The following is a 17,197-nucleotide window of genomic DNA, read 5'->3' as shown; positions in this document are numbered from 1 at the left end:
GAAGGGCTGGGTTACTCCACTCCGGCAGAATTTGCGTCCCCCCACGGGCCGTGGGAGGACATGGGCTTTTTTGTGGAAGGAAGCAGATGGCGGATTCGTACGATCTCATCGTGATAGGAAGCGGCCCGGGTGGCTATGTGTGCGCGATCCGCGCTTCCCAGCTCGGTCTCAAGACCGCACTCGTCGAGAAGCGGGCAACGTTCGGTGGCACCTGCCTCAACGTCGGATGCATTCCGTCCAAGGCGCTGCTGCATGCCTCCCAGCTTTATGAAGAGGCCGGACGCGATTTCGAGAAGCTCGGGATCAAGGTGGCGCCGGAGCTCGATCTCGGACGCATGCTGCAGTTCAAGGACGACGGCGTGAAAGGGAACGTCGACGGCGTCGCGTTCCTCATGAAGAAGAACAAGATTGCTACGTTCCACGGCACCGGCCGCATCCTCAAGGCCGGACAGGTCGAGGTGACGGGAGAGGATGGCGCGCGGCAGGTCGTGGAGGCGCGTGCGATCGTCATCGCTACCGGCTCGGACGTCGCCAATCTTCCGGGCGTCGAGATCAACGAGCGTGACGTCGTATCCTCGACGGGGGCGCTGTCGTTCGAAAAGGCGCCGGAGCGGCTGCTCGTCGTCGGTGCGGGCGTGATCGGGCTCGAGCTCGGGTCCGTCTGGCGCCGGCTCGGCTCCTCCGTGACGGTGGTGGAGTATCTCGACCGCATCCTGCCCGGCATGGATGGCGACGTGGCGAAGTCGCTGCAGCGCATCTACACCAAGCAGGGCTTCTCCTTCCGTCTCGCAACGAAGGTGGTTGGCGTCGAGCGCAAGGACGGCGCTCTCGAGGTGACCCTCGAGCCGGCGGAGGGCGGTGAGCAGGAGCGCGTCACGACCGATGCGGTTCTGGTGTCCATCGGGCGCGTGCCGTATACGGACGGGCTCGGCCTCGACGAGGTGGGTGTCGTACGCGACGGCAAGGGCCGGATCCTCGTCAACGGGCAGTTTGAGACCAACGTCACCGGCATCTATGCCATCGGTGATGTCATTCCTGGGCCGATGCTCGCGCACAAGGCCGAGGATGAGGGCGTCGCGGTGGCGGAGATCCTGGCCGGGCAGACCGGGCACGTGAATCCGGACCTGATCCCGAGCGTGATCTACACGGCGCCCGAGGTTGCTTCCGTTGGCAAGACGGAAGAGGAGCTGAAGGCCGCCGAAATTCCCTACAACATCGGCAAATTCCCGTTCCTGGCCAACGGCCGCGCCAAGGTCAACAAGACCACCGACGGCTTCGTCAAGGTGCTGGCGCACAAGGAGACGGACCGTATCCTTGGCGTGCACATCATCGGCGCGAACGCGAGCGAGCTGATTGCCGAAGCCGTGGTGATCATGGAGTTCGGCGGCTCGGCCGAGGACTTGGCACGCACGTGTCACGCTCATCCGACACTGTCTGAGACGGTGAAGGAGGCGGCGCTCTCCGTCGCCAAGCGCGCGCTCCACATGTAAGCGGGCTGGCCGGCGTGAGCCTATAACATCGCCTGAGGCGCTTCCGCTTTATCTTAATTGCGGGAGAGCCTCAGGCGTTTTGCGTTGTCAGCGCCGTCAATCGCATGCGCGATGCGCGAAGGATCCGATCAGGCGCGAGGATGCGCTTTGTCGTAGACGGCGAGGATGCGCTCGCGGTCGACCTCGGTATAGACCTGCGTCGTCGAGAGGGACGCATGCCCGAGAAGCTCCTGAATCTGGCGAAGATCTGCGCCCGCGGCCAGGAGATGTGTCGCAAACGAGTGGCGTAGCGCGTGCGGCGTCGCGGTTTCCGGCAGCGACAGCTCATCGCGCATGCGCGCGATCCTGAGCTGAATGATGCGAGGGGAAAGCGGACCGCCCTTGGCGCCTACGAACAACGGTGTCTCGGGTGTAAGCGGATAAGGGCAGTGGGCGAGATAGCGTTCCACGGCGCGCTGGGTTACCGGCAGCACTGGAACCAGACGCTCCTTGCCGCCTTTGCCCACGATGCGAAGAACGTCGCGGCCCGGGATCGGTGCGTCGCGACGCAGGAGGCTCAGCGCTTCCGAGATGCGCAGGCCGGCACCATAAAGCAGCAGCATCACGGCGACGTCGCGGGCGTCGATCCAGTCATCCGCCTGAGCCTCGTCGCTGACGAGGGCGGCCGCCTTGTCCACTGTCAGCGGCTTCGGCACTGTGTGCGGCAGGCGTGGCATCGCGACTTGCGTCAGTGCGCGGTTTGAAACCTTTCCCGTCGCTTCGAGCCAGCGGTAGAACGTGCGGAGCGCGGAGACGGTGCGCGCGAGCGAGCGGCTTGCGATTCTCTTTCGGCGCCGCGCCGCCAGAAAGCGGCGGACAACCTTCACATCGATGCGGGCGAGATCGGCCAGGCATGGCGGATGGCCGAGATCGCGCGCGAGAAATTCCAGGAACTGACGGAGATCGCGCTCGTAGGACGCGACACTAGCGGGCGAAGCTGCGCGCTCGTGTGTGAGGTAATCGAACCAAGCCGCGGCGGCGCGAACGAGATCATCCGCAAGCGGCAGCTCACCCTCGGCGTTGAGCAAACGTGCGATCGCGTCCTTAGTCATGGGAACAATCCGTGCTGCGTCGAAGGCCCGTTTTACGTTGCAAACGAACGCCCGCCCTTTGTTTGTCCGGATGAAGCGTAATGCGAGGGAACGGCCACATTCCTCTATCGTAGATGATTTGCGCGCCCATGGTTGGCGTGCTGCGACACTTTACGTTCTATCGAAGCGGCTCGATGTGAGGCTCAAAAAGCGCGTAAAGACGGTGCTTTTCGTTGTTCCGGAGCTCGGCCGCAGCGCTTTAAGCCCGGATTCATGCGTACAAACCAGCATTCTCAGCGTTCGACTGATTGCGAGGGCAAGCAGGCGGCGCTATGCAACCTGATGGCCGTTGCCAGGCGCGTGCGGCGCACTCACCGCAGGCGCTATCGCAGGAATGACGCTCCGTTGCGGGTGCAAGCGTGACTTAAACTCCTATGCGAGTCGAAAAAACATAGCCTTTCTGGTTCCGTAGCCGCGAAACTTCACTCGCTATTGTATGTTTTCGCGGTCATTGATTCTGATTCTTTCTCTGGGGAAATACACATGGCTAAGACCGTAACCAAAGCTGCTCCGAAGGCAGCCAAAGCCACGAAAGCTGCGAAGGCCACGAAAGCTACGAAAGCAGCGAAGCCCGCCGCAGCGGCAAAGACCGCCACTGCAACAAAAGCCGCCGCGACAAAAACCGCTGCGGCAGCAAAGTCGGCAGCAGCCGTGAATACCGTCACGCTGCGCCATCTCGGTACGGCTCTTTCGGAAGCGCATGATCTTTCGAAGAAGCAGGCCAACGCCGTGCTCGAGGACATGGTGTCGATGATCGCGAAGCACCTCAAGAAGGGTGATCGCATTCGCATTGGCGGTCTCGGCATCCTGCAGGTTCGCAAGCGTCCGGCGCGCATGGGCCGCAACCCGGCGACGGGCGAGGCGATCAAGATCAAGGCGAGCAAGAAGGTGGCCTTCCGCGCAGCCAAGGATCTCAAAGAGCAGATCTAAAGTTTCAGTGCGCCGAGGATCCGGCTTCGGGCGAGTGTCCGAAGCGATCTTGGCCGCGCATTCGTCCGGTGCGGATGAAAAGGCGAGAGGGCCAGCCCGGGCCGCTCGCCTTCTTTTGTCGTATGCGTGCGCCGCAGCAGCAGCTTACGTTTTTCTAAACAGGACTGGCTTCGTCAGCCCCTGTGCGGGGCTTAGGGCCGTTTCGGTTTATGTGGAAACGGGAAACGGCTCTAAGTTTTTATTTCTTCGTGCTTCTTGTCGGACACCTTGCTTGCACGGCTTCGCCATGACCGGTTCCACTTTTTCGGAAGCACTCTAAGAGGTCCGCCCAGCTCGATGCCCTCAGATCGTCTGGCCGGTTTTCTTCCAGTCGGCGACGAATTGGGCGAGGCCGGTGTCCGTCAGCGGGTGCTTGACCAGCGCTTTCAGGATCGCGGGCGGGATCGTGGCGACGTCGGCACCGATCAGCGCCGCATCCTTGACGTGGTTCACGGTGCGGATCGAGGCGGCAAGGATGTCGGTTTCGAGGTCCTGGTAGTTATCGTAGATGGTGCGGATCTCTCGGATGAGGTCCATCCCGTTCAAGCCGATGTCGTCGAGGCGGCCGATGAATGGCGAGACGAACGTGGCACCGGCCTTCGCCGCCAGCAGAGCTTGGTTGGCCGAGAAGCAGAGTGTGACGTTGACCATGGCGCCGTCTGAGGAGAGCGCCTTGCACGCCTTGAGGCCATCGAGGGTCAGGGGCACCTTAATCGCCACGTTGCGGGCGATCTTCCGCAGCACGCCGGCTTCCCGCATCATGCCGTCGTAGTCGGTTGCGGCCACCTCGGCCGACACGGGGCCGGACACGACGGCGCAGATCTCGGCGATCGTCTCCTTGAACTCCCGGCCGGATTTTGCAATCAGCGAGGGGTTGGTGGTGACGCCATCGAGGAGCCCGGTTGCCGCCAGCTCCTTGATTTCGTTGATATCGGCAGTATCGACAAAAAACTTCATTCTCGGTCCTTCGCGCTCCCCGCAGATGGGAGCCTCATGCATAGGGGATCACACGGCGGCCGTCAGCTCGCCCTATCCTCATGTCTATGCTGACACTCGCGTGTGATTGGTAGCTTCTAATCCGGTAACGGCCCACTTGGATAGCCTTCTTGGCCTTAATGAAAAGGGTGAAAGCGCCACGCGAGCGGTCGCGCCGGTGCTGATGCCGGGTGCCCCGCTCAGCCAGACCTACGACTATCTGGTGCCGCCCACGGTTGCCATCGAGCCGGGGGCGTTCGTCCTGGTGCCATTCGGTGCGCAGACACGCATCGGCGTCGTCTGGGACGAGCCAATCGGGGCCGGGGCGCGGCCCGTCGATCCAAAGAAGATGAAGGCGCTGGCGGAGCGCCTCGATGTGCCCGCGCTGCCGCTCGAAGGGCTGAGGTTTGCCGAATGGATCGCCGGCTACACGCTGGCGCCGCTCGGCATGGTGGTGCGCATGATGATGAGCGCCCAGGCGGCATTCGAGCCGGCAAAGCCGCGCTTCGGGGTCCGTGCCGTTGCGGGCGCGCCGGAGCCTGCGCGCATGACCCCGGCGCGACGGCGGGCGCTCGATATCGCGCAGGATGGGCGGATCCGAGCCAAATCGGCGCTTGCGGCCGAGGCGGCGTGCAGCACGGGCGTGGTGGACGGGCTCGTCGCAGCGGGCTGTCTCGTGGATGTGGTCATTCCCGAGCGGCGGTTTCCGGAGCCCGATCCAGCACATCGCGATACGGATTTCACCCCGGCCCAGGCGGAGGCGGTGCATGCCCTCATTTCCGCGGTGCATGGCGGAGGTTTCTCGGTATCGCTTCTCGACGGTGTGACGGGCTCGGGCAAGACGGAAGTCTATTTCGAGGCCGTCGCGGAGACGCTGAAGCGCGGACGGCAGGCGATGATCATGCTGCCCGAGATCGCGCTCACAGGGCAGTTCATGAGCCGGTTCGTGGCCCGCTTCGGTTGCCAGCCGGCCGAATGGCATTCGGCGCTATCGCCGGCCGAGCGCGGTCGGGTCTGGCGTGCCGTGGCAACGGGGGAGGCGCGCGTCGTTGTGGGGGCGCGCTCGGCGCTGTTCCTCCCCTATCGCGATCTCGGAATGATCGTCGTGGACGAAGAGCACGACGCAGGCTTCAAGCAGGACGACCGTGTGCATTACCAGGCGCGCGATCTCAGCGTCGTGCGCGGCAGCCTCGGCAAGTTTCCGGTCGTGCTCGCGTCGGCGACGCCCTCCATCGAAAGCCATGTCAACGCGCGCAACGGACGCTACAGGCACGTCGTGCTGCCGGGGCGGTTCACCGGAGCGGAGCTGCCCGACGTCAAGCCGATCGATCTCAGGGTGTATCCGCCGGAGAAGGGGCAATGGCTGTCTCCGGTCTTGGTGGAGGCGGTAACGGCAACGCTTGCCGAGCAGCAGCAGTCGCTCCTGTTCCTCAATCGGCGAGGCTATGCGCCGCTGACGCTATGCCGAAGCTGCGGGCATCGTTTCGAATGTCCGCAATGCACCGCCTGGCTCGTCGAACACCGGTTTCGCCGGCGCCTCAACTGCCATCACTGCGGCTTCTCGCTGCCGATCCCGGAGACCTGCCCCAAGTGCAGTGAGGAAGGGACGCTGGTGGCGTGCGGCCCGGGCGTCGAGCGTGTCGCGGAGGAGGTTCGCGAGCGCTTTCCCGAGGCGCGCGTGGCGCTTCTCTCGTCGGATCTCATTCCGGGGCTCGAGGAAATGCGCCGGATCATCGGATCGATCGAGACCGGTGAGGTCGACATCATCATTGGCACGCAGATCGTCGCGAAGGGACACAACTTTCCGCTGCTTGCGACCGTCGGGATCGTGGATGGCGATCTCGGGCTGTCGATGGGTGCTGATCCGCGTGCCGGCGAGCGGACCTTTCAGCTTCTCCATCAGGTGACGGGGCGCGCGGGGCGCGCGCTCACTAAGGGACGCGGCTTCATTCAGACGCACATGCCCGAGCATCCGGTGATGGAAGCCATCGTTACGGGGGATCGGGAGAGCTTTCTCGACCGGGAGATCGAGATGCGCCGCAGGGGCCTCCTGCCTCCTTTCGGGAGGCTCGCTGCCCTGGTCGTGTCGGCGCGTGACAGGGATCTCGCTGAGGCCTATGCGCGGGAAGTGGCCAGGCGCGCGCCGCGGGACGAGCACATCGAAGTACTGGGTCCGGCAGAGGCGCCCATCGCCGTCGTGCGCGGCCGGCACCGCTGGCGGCTGCTCGTCAAGGCGCCCCGTGACAGGAACATCCAGAGCTATCTCAAGGCGTGGGGTGAGGCGCTGCCGAAGATCGTGGGGGACCTGCGGCTCACCATAGATGTGGATCCTTACAACTTCCTATAGGTAGTCGATAACCCGAAAGCACTCTAGAGCACGTTCGCTGATGAACCCGTCTTTGCGGCGCGAACGTGCTCTAGATCGTTGTTTGAGAGACTGTTTCATGTTCTCAGCGGGTGCGTGCCCGCACCCGCCACAAACGATTAGGCTCTAAAGATACGGGCAGCGGCGGCGCTCGCCGCTCACGTGCAGGAAGGTCCCGCTTGCGGGGTCGAAGGATTTGTAGCGAGCCGCGCAGCGTGCAACGGCATCGTCGTCGTATCCAGCGTAACCCGCATCGTCATAGTAGACGTCGTCGTAGTAATAATCGGGCCCGTAATCATAGAAGTACGGCACACCGTACCAGGCCGGATAGAACCCGCGATGGCCGCGCCAGTGATGCCCATGGCCGCCGCGCCAATGGCGTCCACGGTAGGCCGGGCCCGGTCCGCGGCCGCGGAATCCGGCGACGCGGGGACCGCCGCGCCTCATGCCGACGCGAGGACCGCCGCCGCGATAGGCTCTGAAGCTGCCTCCACGCATGGCGCTGCCGCGGAAGCCACCGCCGCCGCGCATCGCGCCACCGCGAAATCCGCCTCCGCCGCGCATAGCCCCGCCGCCTCCGCCGCCGCCCCTGCTGCGAACGTCGATCACGGGAGCGCGGGTGTCGATCTGCGACAAGGCATTACCCGTGTTAGGGCTTGCCGGCGCGGCGCTTGCTGCCGTTGCCGTAAATGGCAGGGCGGCCAATGCAGCGAGGGCAAGCAATCTGGTGCTTCTCATCCTCAATACTCCTGTTTGCTCATGTTCCTCGGCTTCCCGCGTGACCACCCAGCCTTGGCTACCATGTGGGGGCTCCACATCTCGAATCCCACCGATGCCGCTTCAGGTTCCATGGTTTTTGTCCGCATCGTGCGGGGCGGGGTGATGAATGGCCGCGGAATGCGGCGTTCCGGCCCTTTCGAGGCCGGTTGATGCGCAGTGACGCACATGATACAGAACCGCGGGTTCCGGCCGGGGGAGCGCACGTGCCAGCCATGTGCTGGCGGTGCGTCCGCCTTCGTCCGCGTCTCCCTGACAATTCAAGCTGTGGCTTCGGCCGCGGGCTCCATTCAACCCCTTGAGCGCGCGAGAGTTCCTGACGTGGCGACAGAAGAACCAATCGTAGCCGGTGTGGCGGGGCGCTATGCGGCAGCCCTGTTCGATCTTGCTATCGAGCAGAACAAGGTCGCGGAGATCGAGCAGGATCTTGCCAAATTCCAGCAACTTTACGACATGAGCGCGGATTTTCAGCGCCTCGTTAAAAGCCCCGTGATCGCCGCGGAGGAGCAGGCGCGTGCGCTCGCAAGCGTGCTCGACAAGGCGGCGATGGGGGAGCTCGCGAAGAATTTCTTTTCGCTTGTGGCACGCAACCGGCGGCTTTTTGCAGCGCCCGGCATGATTCGGGCCTTTCTTGCTCTCGCGGCCAAGGCGCGCGGCGAGGTGACGGCCGAGGTGGCGAGCGCGCACGCGCTGACAGATGCCCAAGCCGAGGCCCTCAAGGCAGCGCTCCGCGAGACGGTCGGCAAGGAGGTAAAGCTTGCCACCAAGGTCGACCCCTCGCTGATCGGCGGGCTGATCGTGAAGCTCGGAAGCCGCATGGTCGATTCGTCGCTCCGGACGAAGCTCGCCAATCTCAGCATGGCGCTCAAGGGAGGCGCCTGACGGGCGCTTCGGGCTGACGCGCCCTGACACAACGACAGTGGGCGCACCAGGGTGTGCTCCAGAGATCAGAATATAGAGACAAACGCCCCTAGAGACGAGGTCAAGTGATGGACATCCGGGCTGCAGAGATCACCTCGATCCTGAAAGATCAGATCAAGAATTTCGGTAAGGAAGCCGAAGTCTCCGAGATCGGGCAGGTGCTGTCGGTGGGTGACGGCATCGCGCGCGTCTACGGTCTGGACAATGTGCAGGCCGGCGAGATGGTGGAGTTCCCGGGCGGCATCCGCGGCATGGCGCTGAACCTCGAAGCCGATAACGTCGGCGTCGTGGTGTTCGGCGACGACCGGACCATCAAGGAAGGCGATACGGTGAAGCGCACCGGCGCCATCGTTGAGGTTCCGGTTGGCAAAGGCCTTCTCGGCCGCGTTGTGGACGGCCTCGGCAATCCGATCGACGGCAAGGGCCCGATCCAGTCCGACACGCGCATGCGCGTCGACGTGAAGGCGCCGGGCATCCTGCCGCGCAAGTCGGTGCACGAGCCGATGGCCACGGGCCTCAAGGCTGTGGACGCCCTGATTCCGATCGGGCGCGGTCAGCGCGAGCTCATCATCGGCGACCGCCAGACCGGCAAGACCGCCATCATTCTCGATACCTTCCTCAACCAGAAGCCGATCAACGCCGGCAACGACGAGAGCGCCAAGCTCTATTGCGTCTATGTGGCTGTCGGCCAGAAGCGCTCCACCGTCGCCCAGTTCGTGAAGGTGCTGGAAGAGCGCGGCGCGCTCGAGTACTCGATCGTCGTCGCCGCCACGGCCTCCGACCCGGCGCCCATGCAGTACCTCGCGCCGTTCACCGGCTGCACCATGGGCGAATACTTCCGCGACAATGGCATGCACGCCGTGATCGCGTACGACGATCTCTCGAAGCAGGCCGTCGCCTATCGCCAGATGTCGCTGCTGCTGCGCCGTCCGCCGGGCCGCGAAGCCTATCCGGGTGACGTGTTCTATCTCCACTCCCGTCTGCTTGAGCGGGCTGCGAAGCTCGGTGACGCGTCGGGCAATGGCTCGCTCACGGCCCTGCCCGTGATTGAGACGCAGGCCAACGACGTGTCGGCCTACATTCCGACGAACGTGATCTCCATCACCGACGGCCAGATCTTCCTTGAGACGGACCTCTTCTACCAAGGCATCCGTCCGGCTGTGAACGTCGGCCTCTCGGTGTCGCGCGTGGGCTCCTCGGCGCAGACCAAGGCGATGAAGCAGGTTGCCGGCAAGATTAAGGGTGAGCTCGCCCAGTATCGCGAGATGGCCGCCTTCGCTCAGTTCGGTTCGGACCTCGATGCGGCGACGCAGAGGCTGCTCGCCCGCGGCGCACGTCTGACGGAGCTTCTGAAGCAGCCGCAGTTCTCGCCGCTCAAGATGGAAGAGCAGGTTTCGGTGATCTTCGCCGGAACGCGCGGCTATCTCGATCCTCTGCCGGTCTCGGCGGTCGGGAAGTTCGAAGCCAGCCTGCTTACGGCGTTGCGGGACGAGAAGTCGATTCTATCCGCCATCGCCACGGACAAGGCCGTTTCGGATGAAACGGAAAAGAAGCTCGTCGCGTTCCTCGATACGTTTGCGAAAAGCTTCGTCGCTTAATGCGCTTTCCTCCTCGCCGTGGGCGAAGCCTGGCTTCGGCAGGGTGTGGGGAAGAGTCAGGGGTAGAGGGAATGCGGCGCCTGCCGTAGCCTCTCTTCCTCAGCCGGTATCGCCCTTCCGGGGCGCGGGCTGGGGCCGAATTCTGAGGATGCTCGAATGCCGAGCTTGAAGGATCTCAAGAACCGCATCTCGTCGGTGACGGCGACGCGCAAGATCACCAAGGCCATGCAAATGGTGGCCGCGGCGAAGCTCAGGCGCGCGCAGGAGGCAGCCACGGCTGCTCGTCCCTATGCCGTGCGCATGGACGCTGTGCTGTCGGCACTCGGCGGGCGGGCGATCCGCGAGAACGCCTCGCCGCTGCTGGTGGGTACGGGACGCGATCAGGTGCATCTCCTGATCGTGATGACAGCGGAGCGCGGCCTTTGCGGCGGCTTCAACTCGAACATCGCCAAGCTCGCGCGCGCTGACGCACTGCGCCTTCTCGGCCAGGGTAAGACGGTCAAGATCCTGACCGTCGGGCGCAAGGGTGCGGACAACCTGCGGCGCGATCTCGGGCAGCATATCATCGAGCGCCTGGATCTGCGCGGCGCGCGCCGGATCGGCTTCTCGAACGCGGAAGAGGTCGCCGACAAGGTGCTCGCAATGTTCGAGGCGGGCGAGTTCGACGTGGCGACGCTCTACTTCTCCGAATTCAAGAGCGTGATCGCGCAGACGCCGACGGCCCTGCAGCTCATTCCGGCGAAGCTGCCGGAAGGTGACGACGCAGCGGCCGAGAACGGCGGCGCGCGGGCGGTGGTCGAGTACGAGCCGGATGAGGAGACGATCCTCGGCTATCTGCTCACCCGCAATATCGCGACTCAGATCTTCCGCGGTCTGCTCGAGAACGCCGCTTCCGAGCAGGGCGCACGCATGAGCGCCATGGACAACGCAACGCGGAACGCGGGTGAGATGATCAACAAGCTCACCGTGCAGTACAACCGTCAGCGGCAGGCGAACATCACCAAGGAGCTGATCGAGATCATCTCCGGTGCCGAGGCCCTCTAATCGTTTCAGCGTTGAGGAGAGACCCATGGCCTACAAAGCGACAGCAACGACGACGGGCGGCCGGGATGGCCGCGCAATCCTCGATGGCGGCAGCCTGGCACTCGCCATGGCGCTGCCCAAGGAGCTCGGAGGCTCGGGCCAGGGTCATAATCCGGAGCAGCTCTTCGCGCTCGGTTACTCGGCTTGCTTCGGACAGGCGATTCTCGTGCTCGCCAAAAAGCACGGGCTCGACGGCCAGGCCGCGCGCGTGACCGCGGACGTCACGCTCAACACCGACGACGGCTTCTCGCTGGCCGTCGATCTCAAGGTTTCGCTTCCCGGCGCGGATAAGGCCGCTCTCGAGGCCCTCGTCGCTGAAGCCCATCAGATGTGCCCGTATTCAAAGGCGACGCGCGGGAATATTCCCGTGTCCCTGTCAGTCGCCTGAGCATTTTGGCTGGAGAGAAAAATGGCAAGCAAGGTTGGTAAGGTTCGCCAGGTGATGGGCGCCGTCGTCGACGTCCAATTCGACGGGCATCTGCCGGAGATTCTCAATGCTCTCGAAACCACGAACCAGGGCAACCGCCTTGTGCTCGAGGTGGCGCAGCACCTCGGCGAGAACACGGTGCGGACCATCGCGATGGACTCGACCGAGGGTCTTGTGCGCGGACAGGACGTCAGCGACACGGGTGGGCCGATCTCGGTTCCGGTCGGCGAGGAGACGCTGGGCCGCATCATGAACGTGATCGGTGAGCCGGTGGACGAGGCGGGTCCGATCGGCACCCAGGCGGCACGCGGGATCCACCAGCCGGCGCCCACGTTTGCCGAGCAGTCCACGGAAGCGGAGATCCTGGTCACGGGCATCAAGGTGGTGGACTTGCTGGCGCCGTACGCCAAGGGCGGCAAGATCGGCCTCTTCGGCGGCGCCGGCGTCGGCAAGACCGTGCTCATCATGGAGCTGATCAACAACATCGCGAAGGCCCACGGCGGCTATTCGGTGTTCGCCGGCGTTGGCGAGCGCACGCGCGAGGGCAACGATCTCTATCACGAGATGATCGAGTCCAAGGTCAACGTGAACCCGAAGGAGAACAACGGCTCGGCCGCTGGCTCCAAGTGCGCGCTGGTCTATGGCCAGATGAACGAGCCGCCGGGCGCGCGCGCCCGCGTGGCGCTGACCGGCCTCACGGTTGCCGAGCATTTCCGCGACCAGGGCCAGGACGTGCTGTTCTTCGTCGACAACATCTTCCGCTTCACGCAGGCGGGCTCTGAGGTCTCGGCGCTTCTGGGCCGCATCCCGTCGGCAGTGGGCTACCAGCCGACGCTCGCGACCGACATGGGCGCGCTGCAGGAGCGGATCACCACAACGCAGAAGGGCTCGATCACGTCGGTGCAGGCGATTTACGTGCCGGCCGACGACCTCACCGACCCGGCGCCGGCCACGTCGTTCGCCCACTTGGACGCGACGACGGTGCTCTCACGCGCCATCGCCGAGAAGGGCATCTATCCGGCTGTGGATCCGCTCGACTCGACCTCGCGTATGCTCGATCCGCGCATTGTCGGCGAGGAGCACTACCAGGTGGCGCGCCAGGTGCAGTCCATCCTTCAGCGCTACAAGGCACTGCAGGACATCATCGCCATTCTCGGCATGGACGAGCTTTCGGAAGAGGATAAGCTCACGGTGGCCCGCGCGCGGAAGATCGAGCGCTTCATGTCGCAGCCGTTCACGGTTGCCGAGGTGTTCACCGGCTCGCCGGGCAAGCTCGTGTCGCTTGCCGATACGATCAAGGGCTTCAAAGGGCTTTGCAACGGCGATTACGACCATCTGCCCGAGCCGGCCTTCTACATGGTGGGCTCGATCGACGAGGCGATCGCCAAGGCGGAGAAGCTCGCCGAAGCGGCATAAGGCGGCAGCGCTCCGTGGGTGCGTCTTCCGTCTCAATGAACTGCCTCGAATCACACTATGAGATTGTGAATCTGGCTAAGAAGCGGGAGATCGCATGACGATGGAAACGACGGACGAGGCGAACGGCTTCGGATCGTGCTGCACGGAGCTTGCAGACGCGATGAGCGGCGAGGAATTCGAGCCGCTTATCACGGTCGGCGACGATGGGATCCTCTATATGTCCGTCGGGCTCGTCGAGCTCGAGGACGATGAGCCCGGGATGGTCGATCACCCGGTCTTCTTCTGCCCATTCTGCGGGAAGGGCCTGCAAACACCTGAAGAGGTGAAGGCAAAGGTCGGAGACGACGAGGAAGAAGACGAAGACGAGGCGTAAAGCTTCGGCAGCCGGGGGGCGCTGAGCCCGTTGGCCGGCCTGCCGGAAGCAGAGCGAGGACAGGAAGCCGATGGCTCAGACGTTCACATTCGAGCTGGTCAGCCCCGAGAAGGTGCTGCTTTCGGGCGAGGCGGAGCAAGTGCAGCTGCCGGGCTCGGAAGGCGACATGACGGTTCTGCCTGGACATTCGCCGTTGATCTCGACGCTGCGCCCCGGCGTGGTCGAGGTGCTGCTCGACGGCGCCAAGTCGAGCGTGTTCGTGCGCCAGGCGTTCGCACAGGTCGAGCCTGAGCGGGTGACGATCCTGGCCGAGAAGGCCTACGACGTGAGGGAGCTGACCGGCGGCCTTCTATCCGAGGAACTGGCGCAAGCCGAGGCGGACCTCGCGGCTGCCAAGGATGATGCCGAGCGGCTGCTCGCAAACCACGCCGTGGAGACGCTCTCGCGCTTCAAGGCGTAGGCGGAAAGCTCATCAAGACAGAGACGGAAAGCGCCCCTCTACCGGGCGCTTTTTTCGTTTTGGGCGCCTCGAGCCGTTCCGCTTTAAGTGGCATCCGGGACGGCTCTCAGTGTTTGTTTTTTGTGCTTCTTTCCGCAAGCACTCTCGTCATGGGGCGATTGGCGACAAAAATGGCCGCGAGGGTTGCCCGTCGCGGCCTTCCATCGGCACGAGAACGACTCGCTCAAAGGGCGATGTAGTGCCCGCCGTTCACATCCAGGCAGGCGCCGGTGATGAAGCCGGCGTCGTCGGCCGCCACAAAGACGACGGCGCGGGCGATCTCCTCGGCGGTGCCGAGACGGCCGACTGGGATCTGCGGGATGATCTTCGTCTCGAGGACCTCTTTCGGCACGGCGGCAACCATCTCGGTGTTGATGTAGCCGGGTGCGATCGTGTTGACGGTGATGCCCTTCGAGGCCGTCTCGAAGGCTAGCGCCTTGGTGAAGCCGTGCATGCCAGCCTTGGCGGCCGAGTAGTTGGTCTGGCCCATCTGGCCCTTGCGGCCATTGATCGAGGAGATGTTGATGATGCGGCCGAAGTTGCGGCCGCGCATCGAATCGATCACGAGGCGGCTCATGTTGAAGACGGCATCGAGGTCGACGTTGATCACCTCGCGCCACTGCTCGGGCGTCATCTTATGCAACATCGCATCGCGGGTGATGCCGGCGTTGTTGACCAGGACGTCGATCGGTCCCAATGCCTTGACGACATCGGCGACGCCCTTGGCGCAGGCGTCGTAGTCGCCGACATTCCACTTGTAGACCGGAATGCCAGTCTCGGCCTGGAACTGCTGGGCGGCGGCGTCGTTGCCGGCATAGTTGGCGGCGACGCGATAGCCTTTGTTTTTGAGCGCGATGGATATGGCGTGGCCAATGCCACGCGTGCCTCCGGTGACCAAAGCAACGCGCGTCATGATTGTACTCCCTAGAGCCGGGTTCTGAATTGTGTTCGGTAGGGTGAGTAGCTGTGCCGCGGGTGCCGTTCGAGCCGCCAAAACGATGCTGTGTCGATACGCCACCCGCTTCGCAGCGAGGCGCAAAGCCCTTTCCAGCCGGGTGCCGGAAAGGGCCCGGGGTCAGTCGCGAGCCACGCACATGGCAACGCCCATGCCGCCGCCGATGCAGAGTGTGGCGAGCCCCTTCTTGGCGTCACGGCGCTGCATCTCGTAGAGCAGCGTCACGAGGATGCGCGCGCCCGAAGCCCCGATGGGATGGCCGATGGCAATCGCCCCGCCGTTGACGTTCACCTTGCCGGTATCCCAGCCGAGCCCTTTGTTGACGCTGATAGCCTGGGCCGCGAACGCCTCGTTGGCTTCGATGAGATCCAGGTCGTCGATGGACCAGCCCGCCTTCTCCAGAGCTTTCTTCGAGGCCGGAATGGGGCCGGTGCCCATGATGGACGGATCGACGCCGGCGTGCGCCCACGAGACGATGCGCGCAAGCGGGGTGACGCCGCGCTTCTTTGCTTCGTCGCCCGTCATGAGGACGACTGCTGCGGCGCCATCGTTGATGCCGCTGGCGTTGGCGGCGGTGACGCTGCCTTCCTTCGGATCGAATGCAGGCCGCAGCTTGGCGACGCTTTCGAGCGTCACGCCCTCCTTGATGTACTCATCGGCATCGACGACCGTGTCCCCCTTGCGCCCCTTCACGGTGACGGGGGCGATCTCGTCCTTGAACTTGCCGGCCTTGCGCGCGGCCTCCGCTTTGTTCTGCGAGGCTACGGCGAAGGCGTCCTGCTCCTCGCGGCTGATCTGCCACTGACGGGCTACGTTCTCTGCCGTCGTGCCCATGTGGTAGTTGTTGAAGGCATCCCACAAGCCGTCCTTGACCATCGTGTCGACGAACTTGACGTCGCCCATCTTCGTGCCGTCGCGCAGATGCGCGGCATGCTTGGCTTGGCTCATGCTCTCCTGGCCGCCGGCGACAACGATGGCAGCGGAGCCGGTCTGGATCTGCTGCATGCCAAGCGCCACCGCCCGCAGGCCCGATCCGCAAATCTGGTTCATGCCCCATGCCGGCGTATCGACGGGAATGCCGGCGGCGATGGCGGCTTGCCGGGCCGGGTTCTGGCCGTGCCCCGCAGTCAGGATCTGACCGAGGATGACTTCGGACACATCGCCCGGCTCGATCCTCGCGCGCTCGAGAGCGGCTGAGATGGCGACCTTGCCGAGCTCGTGCGCGGGCAGGCTCGCAAGCGATCCGTTGAACGAGCCAACAGGTGTTCTGGCTGCGCCAGCGATGACGATTGTGGTGTTCTCAGCACTCATGCGTGCTTCCTCCTCGGGGGCGATCAGGGACGAGTTCTGGCGTCGAGGTGCGCCACCCATTTTTGATATGCATCAAGCGCGGGTGACCCCCGAATTACGATAGCAGCAGGTAATCAGCACCCGCAATTGGCTCATAGTACGCGGGCATTGCCGAGTGGCGGTGCAGTTAGGTGTGGCAGCCGCTCTCCCCCCTGTGCTACGATGCCGCAGCGCAACGAGGTGTTAGTTTGATGGCTCAGCCGATGCTCAACAAATCAGACGCCAAGCCCGATAAAAAAGAGGCGGTCGTCGTCAAGAAGTACGCCAACCGGCGTCTCTACAATACCGAGACCAGCACGTATGTGACGCTGGACGACCTGGCCCAGATGGTTCGCAACGACAAAGATTTCGTCGTCTACGATGCCAAGTCGGGCGATGATCTCACGCACGCCGTGCTCACGCAGATCATCGTCGAGCAGGAGAGCCGCGAGGGCGGCCAGACGCTGCTTCCCATCCCGTTCCTACGCCAGCTCATACGCTTCTATGATGACAACATCGGCACCATGGTGCCGAGCTATTTGCAATTCAGCCTCGAAAACCTCGTCAAGGAGCAGGAGAAATTCCGCTCCATGTTCGCCACGGCGTTCTCCAATCCTGCGGCCGCTTTCGAGGCCTATCAGGACCAGGCGCGCAAGAACATGGCGATGTTCGAGCAGGCGATCTCGATGTGGACTTCCTTTGGCGGAGCCGCTGCCAATCAAGCCAAGAAAGGCGAACAGCCTGCGGGAGAGGCGACACCTCGCGATGCGGCACAGGAGGGCGCGAGTGGCAAGGGCGAAATCGACGAGCTCAAGGCGCAGCTGTCCGTCATGCAGCAACGCATCGAGAAGCTTGCGAAAGATCGCGAGCCGTAGGCAGCCCGGCGCGAC

Annotated in this window: 17 protein-coding genes; 11 read left to right on the top strand and 6 right to left on the bottom strand. The window is 63.9% G+C overall.

Annotated features, from left to right (window positions below):
* Nucleotides 1-86 precede the first annotated feature (86 nt).
* Entirely contained in the window at nucleotides 87-1,490 is a 1,404-nt protein-coding gene (gene lpdA / locus V7P99_RS05235) for a dihydrolipoyl dehydrogenase (RefSeq protein ID WP_333793734.1), read from the top strand.
* Nucleotides 1,491-1,618: 128 nt separating this feature from the next.
* On the opposite strand, the gene V7P99_RS05230 is transcribed toward lpdA, so the two are convergent.
* Nucleotides 1,619-2,581: a tyrosine recombinase XerC gene (locus tag V7P99_RS05230; RefSeq protein WP_333793733.1), complete on the bottom strand. Its 963-nt coding sequence runs from the start codon at nucleotides 2,579-2,581 to the stop codon at nucleotides 1,619-1,621.
* A gap of 461 nt (nucleotides 2,582-3,042) precedes the next feature.
* Entirely contained in the window at nucleotides 3,043-3,285 is a 243-nt protein-coding gene (locus V7P99_RS05225) for a hypothetical protein (RefSeq protein WP_333793732.1), read from the bottom strand.
* Between V7P99_RS05225 and V7P99_RS05220 the strand changes: the two genes are divergently transcribed.
* The gene (locus V7P99_RS05220) at nucleotides 3,272-3,550 is read left to right on the top strand and encodes an HU family DNA-binding protein (RefSeq protein ID WP_333793731.1); all 279 of its coding nucleotides are present in this window, start codon (nucleotides 3,272-3,274) and stop codon (nucleotides 3,548-3,550) included. The genes V7P99_RS05225 and V7P99_RS05220 overlap by 14 nt on opposite strands.
* Before the next feature lie 342 nt (nucleotides 3,551-3,892).
* Here V7P99_RS05220 and fsa read toward each other — a convergent pair whose 3' ends face one another.
* Nucleotides 3,893-4,546: a fructose-6-phosphate aldolase gene (gene fsa / locus V7P99_RS05215; RefSeq protein ID WP_333793730.1), complete on the bottom strand. Its 654-nt coding sequence runs from the start codon at nucleotides 4,544-4,546 to the stop codon at nucleotides 3,893-3,895.
* Nucleotides 4,547-4,682: 136 nt separating this feature from the next.
* Between fsa and V7P99_RS05210 the strand changes: the two genes are divergently transcribed.
* Nucleotides 4,683-6,911: a primosomal protein N' gene (locus V7P99_RS05210; protein WP_333793729.1), complete on the top strand. Its 2,229-nt coding sequence runs from the start codon at nucleotides 4,683-4,685 to the stop codon at nucleotides 6,909-6,911.
* 144 nt (nucleotides 6,912-7,055) lie between these two features.
* Here the strand turns inward: V7P99_RS05210 and V7P99_RS05205 are convergent, their stop codons facing one another.
* Nucleotides 7,056-7,667, bottom strand: coding sequence for a BA14K family protein (locus V7P99_RS05205; RefSeq protein ID WP_333793728.1), 612 nt, complete (start codon nucleotides 7,665-7,667; stop codon nucleotides 7,056-7,058).
* 360 nt (nucleotides 7,668-8,027) lie between these two features.
* Here V7P99_RS05205 and V7P99_RS05200 point away from each other — a divergent pair, with 360 nt between their 5' ends.
* The 7 genes from V7P99_RS05200 to atpC all read left to right on the top strand — a co-directional run bounded on the left by V7P99_RS05200 (nucleotide 8,028) and on the right by atpC (nucleotide 13,984).
* Nucleotides 8,028-8,588 (top strand): F0F1 ATP synthase subunit delta, encoded by a 561-nt coding sequence (locus tag V7P99_RS05200; RefSeq protein ID WP_333793727.1) that lies wholly within the window; start codon nucleotides 8,028-8,030, stop codon nucleotides 8,586-8,588.
* A 107-nt stretch (nucleotides 8,589-8,695) separates the two neighbouring features.
* On the top strand, nucleotides 8,696-10,225 hold the full coding sequence (gene atpA, locus V7P99_RS05195; protein WP_333793726.1) for a F0F1 ATP synthase subunit alpha: 1,530 nt from the start codon (nucleotides 8,696-8,698) through the stop codon (nucleotides 10,223-10,225).
* 156 nt (nucleotides 10,226-10,381) lie between these two features.
* Nucleotides 10,382-11,269, top strand: coding sequence for a F0F1 ATP synthase subunit gamma (locus V7P99_RS05190; RefSeq protein ID WP_333793725.1), 888 nt, complete (start codon nucleotides 10,382-10,384; stop codon nucleotides 11,267-11,269).
* Between the two features lie 25 nt (nucleotides 11,270-11,294).
* Nucleotides 11,295-11,696 carry an organic hydroperoxide resistance protein gene (locus tag V7P99_RS05185; protein ID WP_333793724.1) on the top strand — a complete coding sequence of 134 codons (402 nt, stop codon included), beginning with the start codon at nucleotides 11,295-11,297 and terminating at the stop codon, nucleotides 11,694-11,696.
* Between the two features lie 21 nt (nucleotides 11,697-11,717).
* Nucleotides 11,718-13,151, top strand: a complete 1,434-nt coding sequence (atpD, locus tag V7P99_RS05180; RefSeq protein ID WP_333793723.1) for a F0F1 ATP synthase subunit beta — start codon at nucleotides 11,718-11,720, stop codon at nucleotides 13,149-13,151.
* A gap of 94 nt (nucleotides 13,152-13,245) precedes the next feature.
* Entirely contained in the window at nucleotides 13,246-13,524 is a 279-nt protein-coding gene (locus V7P99_RS05175; RefSeq protein ID WP_333793722.1) for a hypothetical protein, read from the top strand.
* A 70-nt stretch (nucleotides 13,525-13,594) separates the two neighbouring features.
* Nucleotides 13,595-13,984, top strand: coding sequence for an ATP synthase F1 subunit epsilon (gene atpC, locus V7P99_RS05170; protein ID WP_333793721.1), 390 nt, complete (start codon nucleotides 13,595-13,597; stop codon nucleotides 13,982-13,984).
* A 223-nt stretch (nucleotides 13,985-14,207) separates the two neighbouring features.
* Here the strand turns inward: atpC and phbB are convergent, their stop codons facing one another.
* Together phbB and V7P99_RS05160 are read right to left on the bottom strand one after the other, a co-directional pair.
* Nucleotides 14,208-14,936, bottom strand: a complete 729-nt coding sequence (gene phbB / locus V7P99_RS05165) for an acetoacetyl-CoA reductase (RefSeq protein WP_333793720.1) — start codon at nucleotides 14,934-14,936, stop codon at nucleotides 14,208-14,210.
* 162 nt (nucleotides 14,937-15,098) lie between these two features.
* Nucleotides 15,099-16,289, bottom strand: coding sequence for an acetyl-CoA C-acetyltransferase (locus tag V7P99_RS05160; RefSeq protein ID WP_333793719.1), 1,191 nt, complete (start codon nucleotides 16,287-16,289; stop codon nucleotides 15,099-15,101).
* A gap of 230 nt (nucleotides 16,290-16,519) precedes the next feature.
* Here V7P99_RS05160 and phaR point away from each other — a divergent pair, with 230 nt between their 5' ends.
* Entirely contained in the window at nucleotides 16,520-17,182 is a 663-nt protein-coding gene (gene phaR, locus V7P99_RS05155) for a polyhydroxyalkanoate synthesis repressor PhaR (protein ID WP_333793718.1), read from the top strand.
* The last annotated feature ends 15 nt before the right edge of the window (nucleotides 17,183-17,197 follow it).

Origin of the sequence: Hyphomicrobium sp. (genome assembly GCF_036780825.1) — a bacterium.
Lineage (GTDB): Bacteria > Pseudomonadota > Alphaproteobacteria > Rhizobiales > Hyphomicrobiaceae > Hyphomicrobium_C.
The sequence above is the reverse complement of the archived record's forward strand: the minus strand, read 5'-3'. Positions and strand labels throughout refer to the sequence as shown.

Bases quoted from the DNA above. Each gene is read 5' to 3' on its own strand.
- lpdA (WP_333793734.1), top strand. From the start codon at position 87: ATGGCGGATTCGTACGATCTCATCGTGATAGGAAGCGGCCCGGGTGGC.
- V7P99_RS05230 (WP_333793733.1), bottom strand. From the start codon at position 2,581: ATGACTAAGGACGCGATCGCACGTTTGCTCAACGCCGAGGGTGAGCTG.
- fsa (WP_333793730.1), bottom strand. From the start codon at position 4,546: ATGAAGTTTTTTGTCGATACTGCCGATATCAACGAAATCAAGGAGCTG.
- V7P99_RS05205 (WP_333793728.1), bottom strand. From the start codon at position 7,667: ATGAGAAGCACCAGATTGCTTGCCCTCGCTGCATTGGCCGCCCTGCCA.
- atpA (WP_333793726.1), top strand. From the start codon at position 8,696: ATGGACATCCGGGCTGCAGAGATCACCTCGATCCTGAAAGATCAGATC.
- V7P99_RS05190 (WP_333793725.1), top strand. From the start codon at position 10,382: ATGCCGAGCTTGAAGGATCTCAAGAACCGCATCTCGTCGGTGACGGCG.
- V7P99_RS05185 (WP_333793724.1), top strand. From the start codon at position 11,295: ATGGCCTACAAAGCGACAGCAACGACGACGGGCGGCCGGGATGGCCGC.
- atpD (WP_333793723.1), top strand. From the start codon at position 11,718: ATGGCAAGCAAGGTTGGTAAGGTTCGCCAGGTGATGGGCGCCGTCGTC.
- V7P99_RS05175 (WP_333793722.1), top strand. From the start codon at position 13,246: ATGACGATGGAAACGACGGACGAGGCGAACGGCTTCGGATCGTGCTGC.
- atpC (WP_333793721.1), top strand. From the start codon at position 13,595: ATGGCTCAGACGTTCACATTCGAGCTGGTCAGCCCCGAGAAGGTGCTG.
- phbB (WP_333793720.1), bottom strand. From the start codon at position 14,936: ATGACGCGCGTTGCTTTGGTCACCGGAGGCACGCGTGGCATTGGCCAC.
- V7P99_RS05160 (WP_333793719.1), bottom strand. From the start codon at position 16,289: ATGAGTGCTGAGAACACCACAATCGTCATCGCTGGCGCAGCCAGAACA.
- phaR (WP_333793718.1), top strand. From the start codon at position 16,520: ATGGCTCAGCCGATGCTCAACAAATCAGACGCCAAGCCCGATAAAAAA.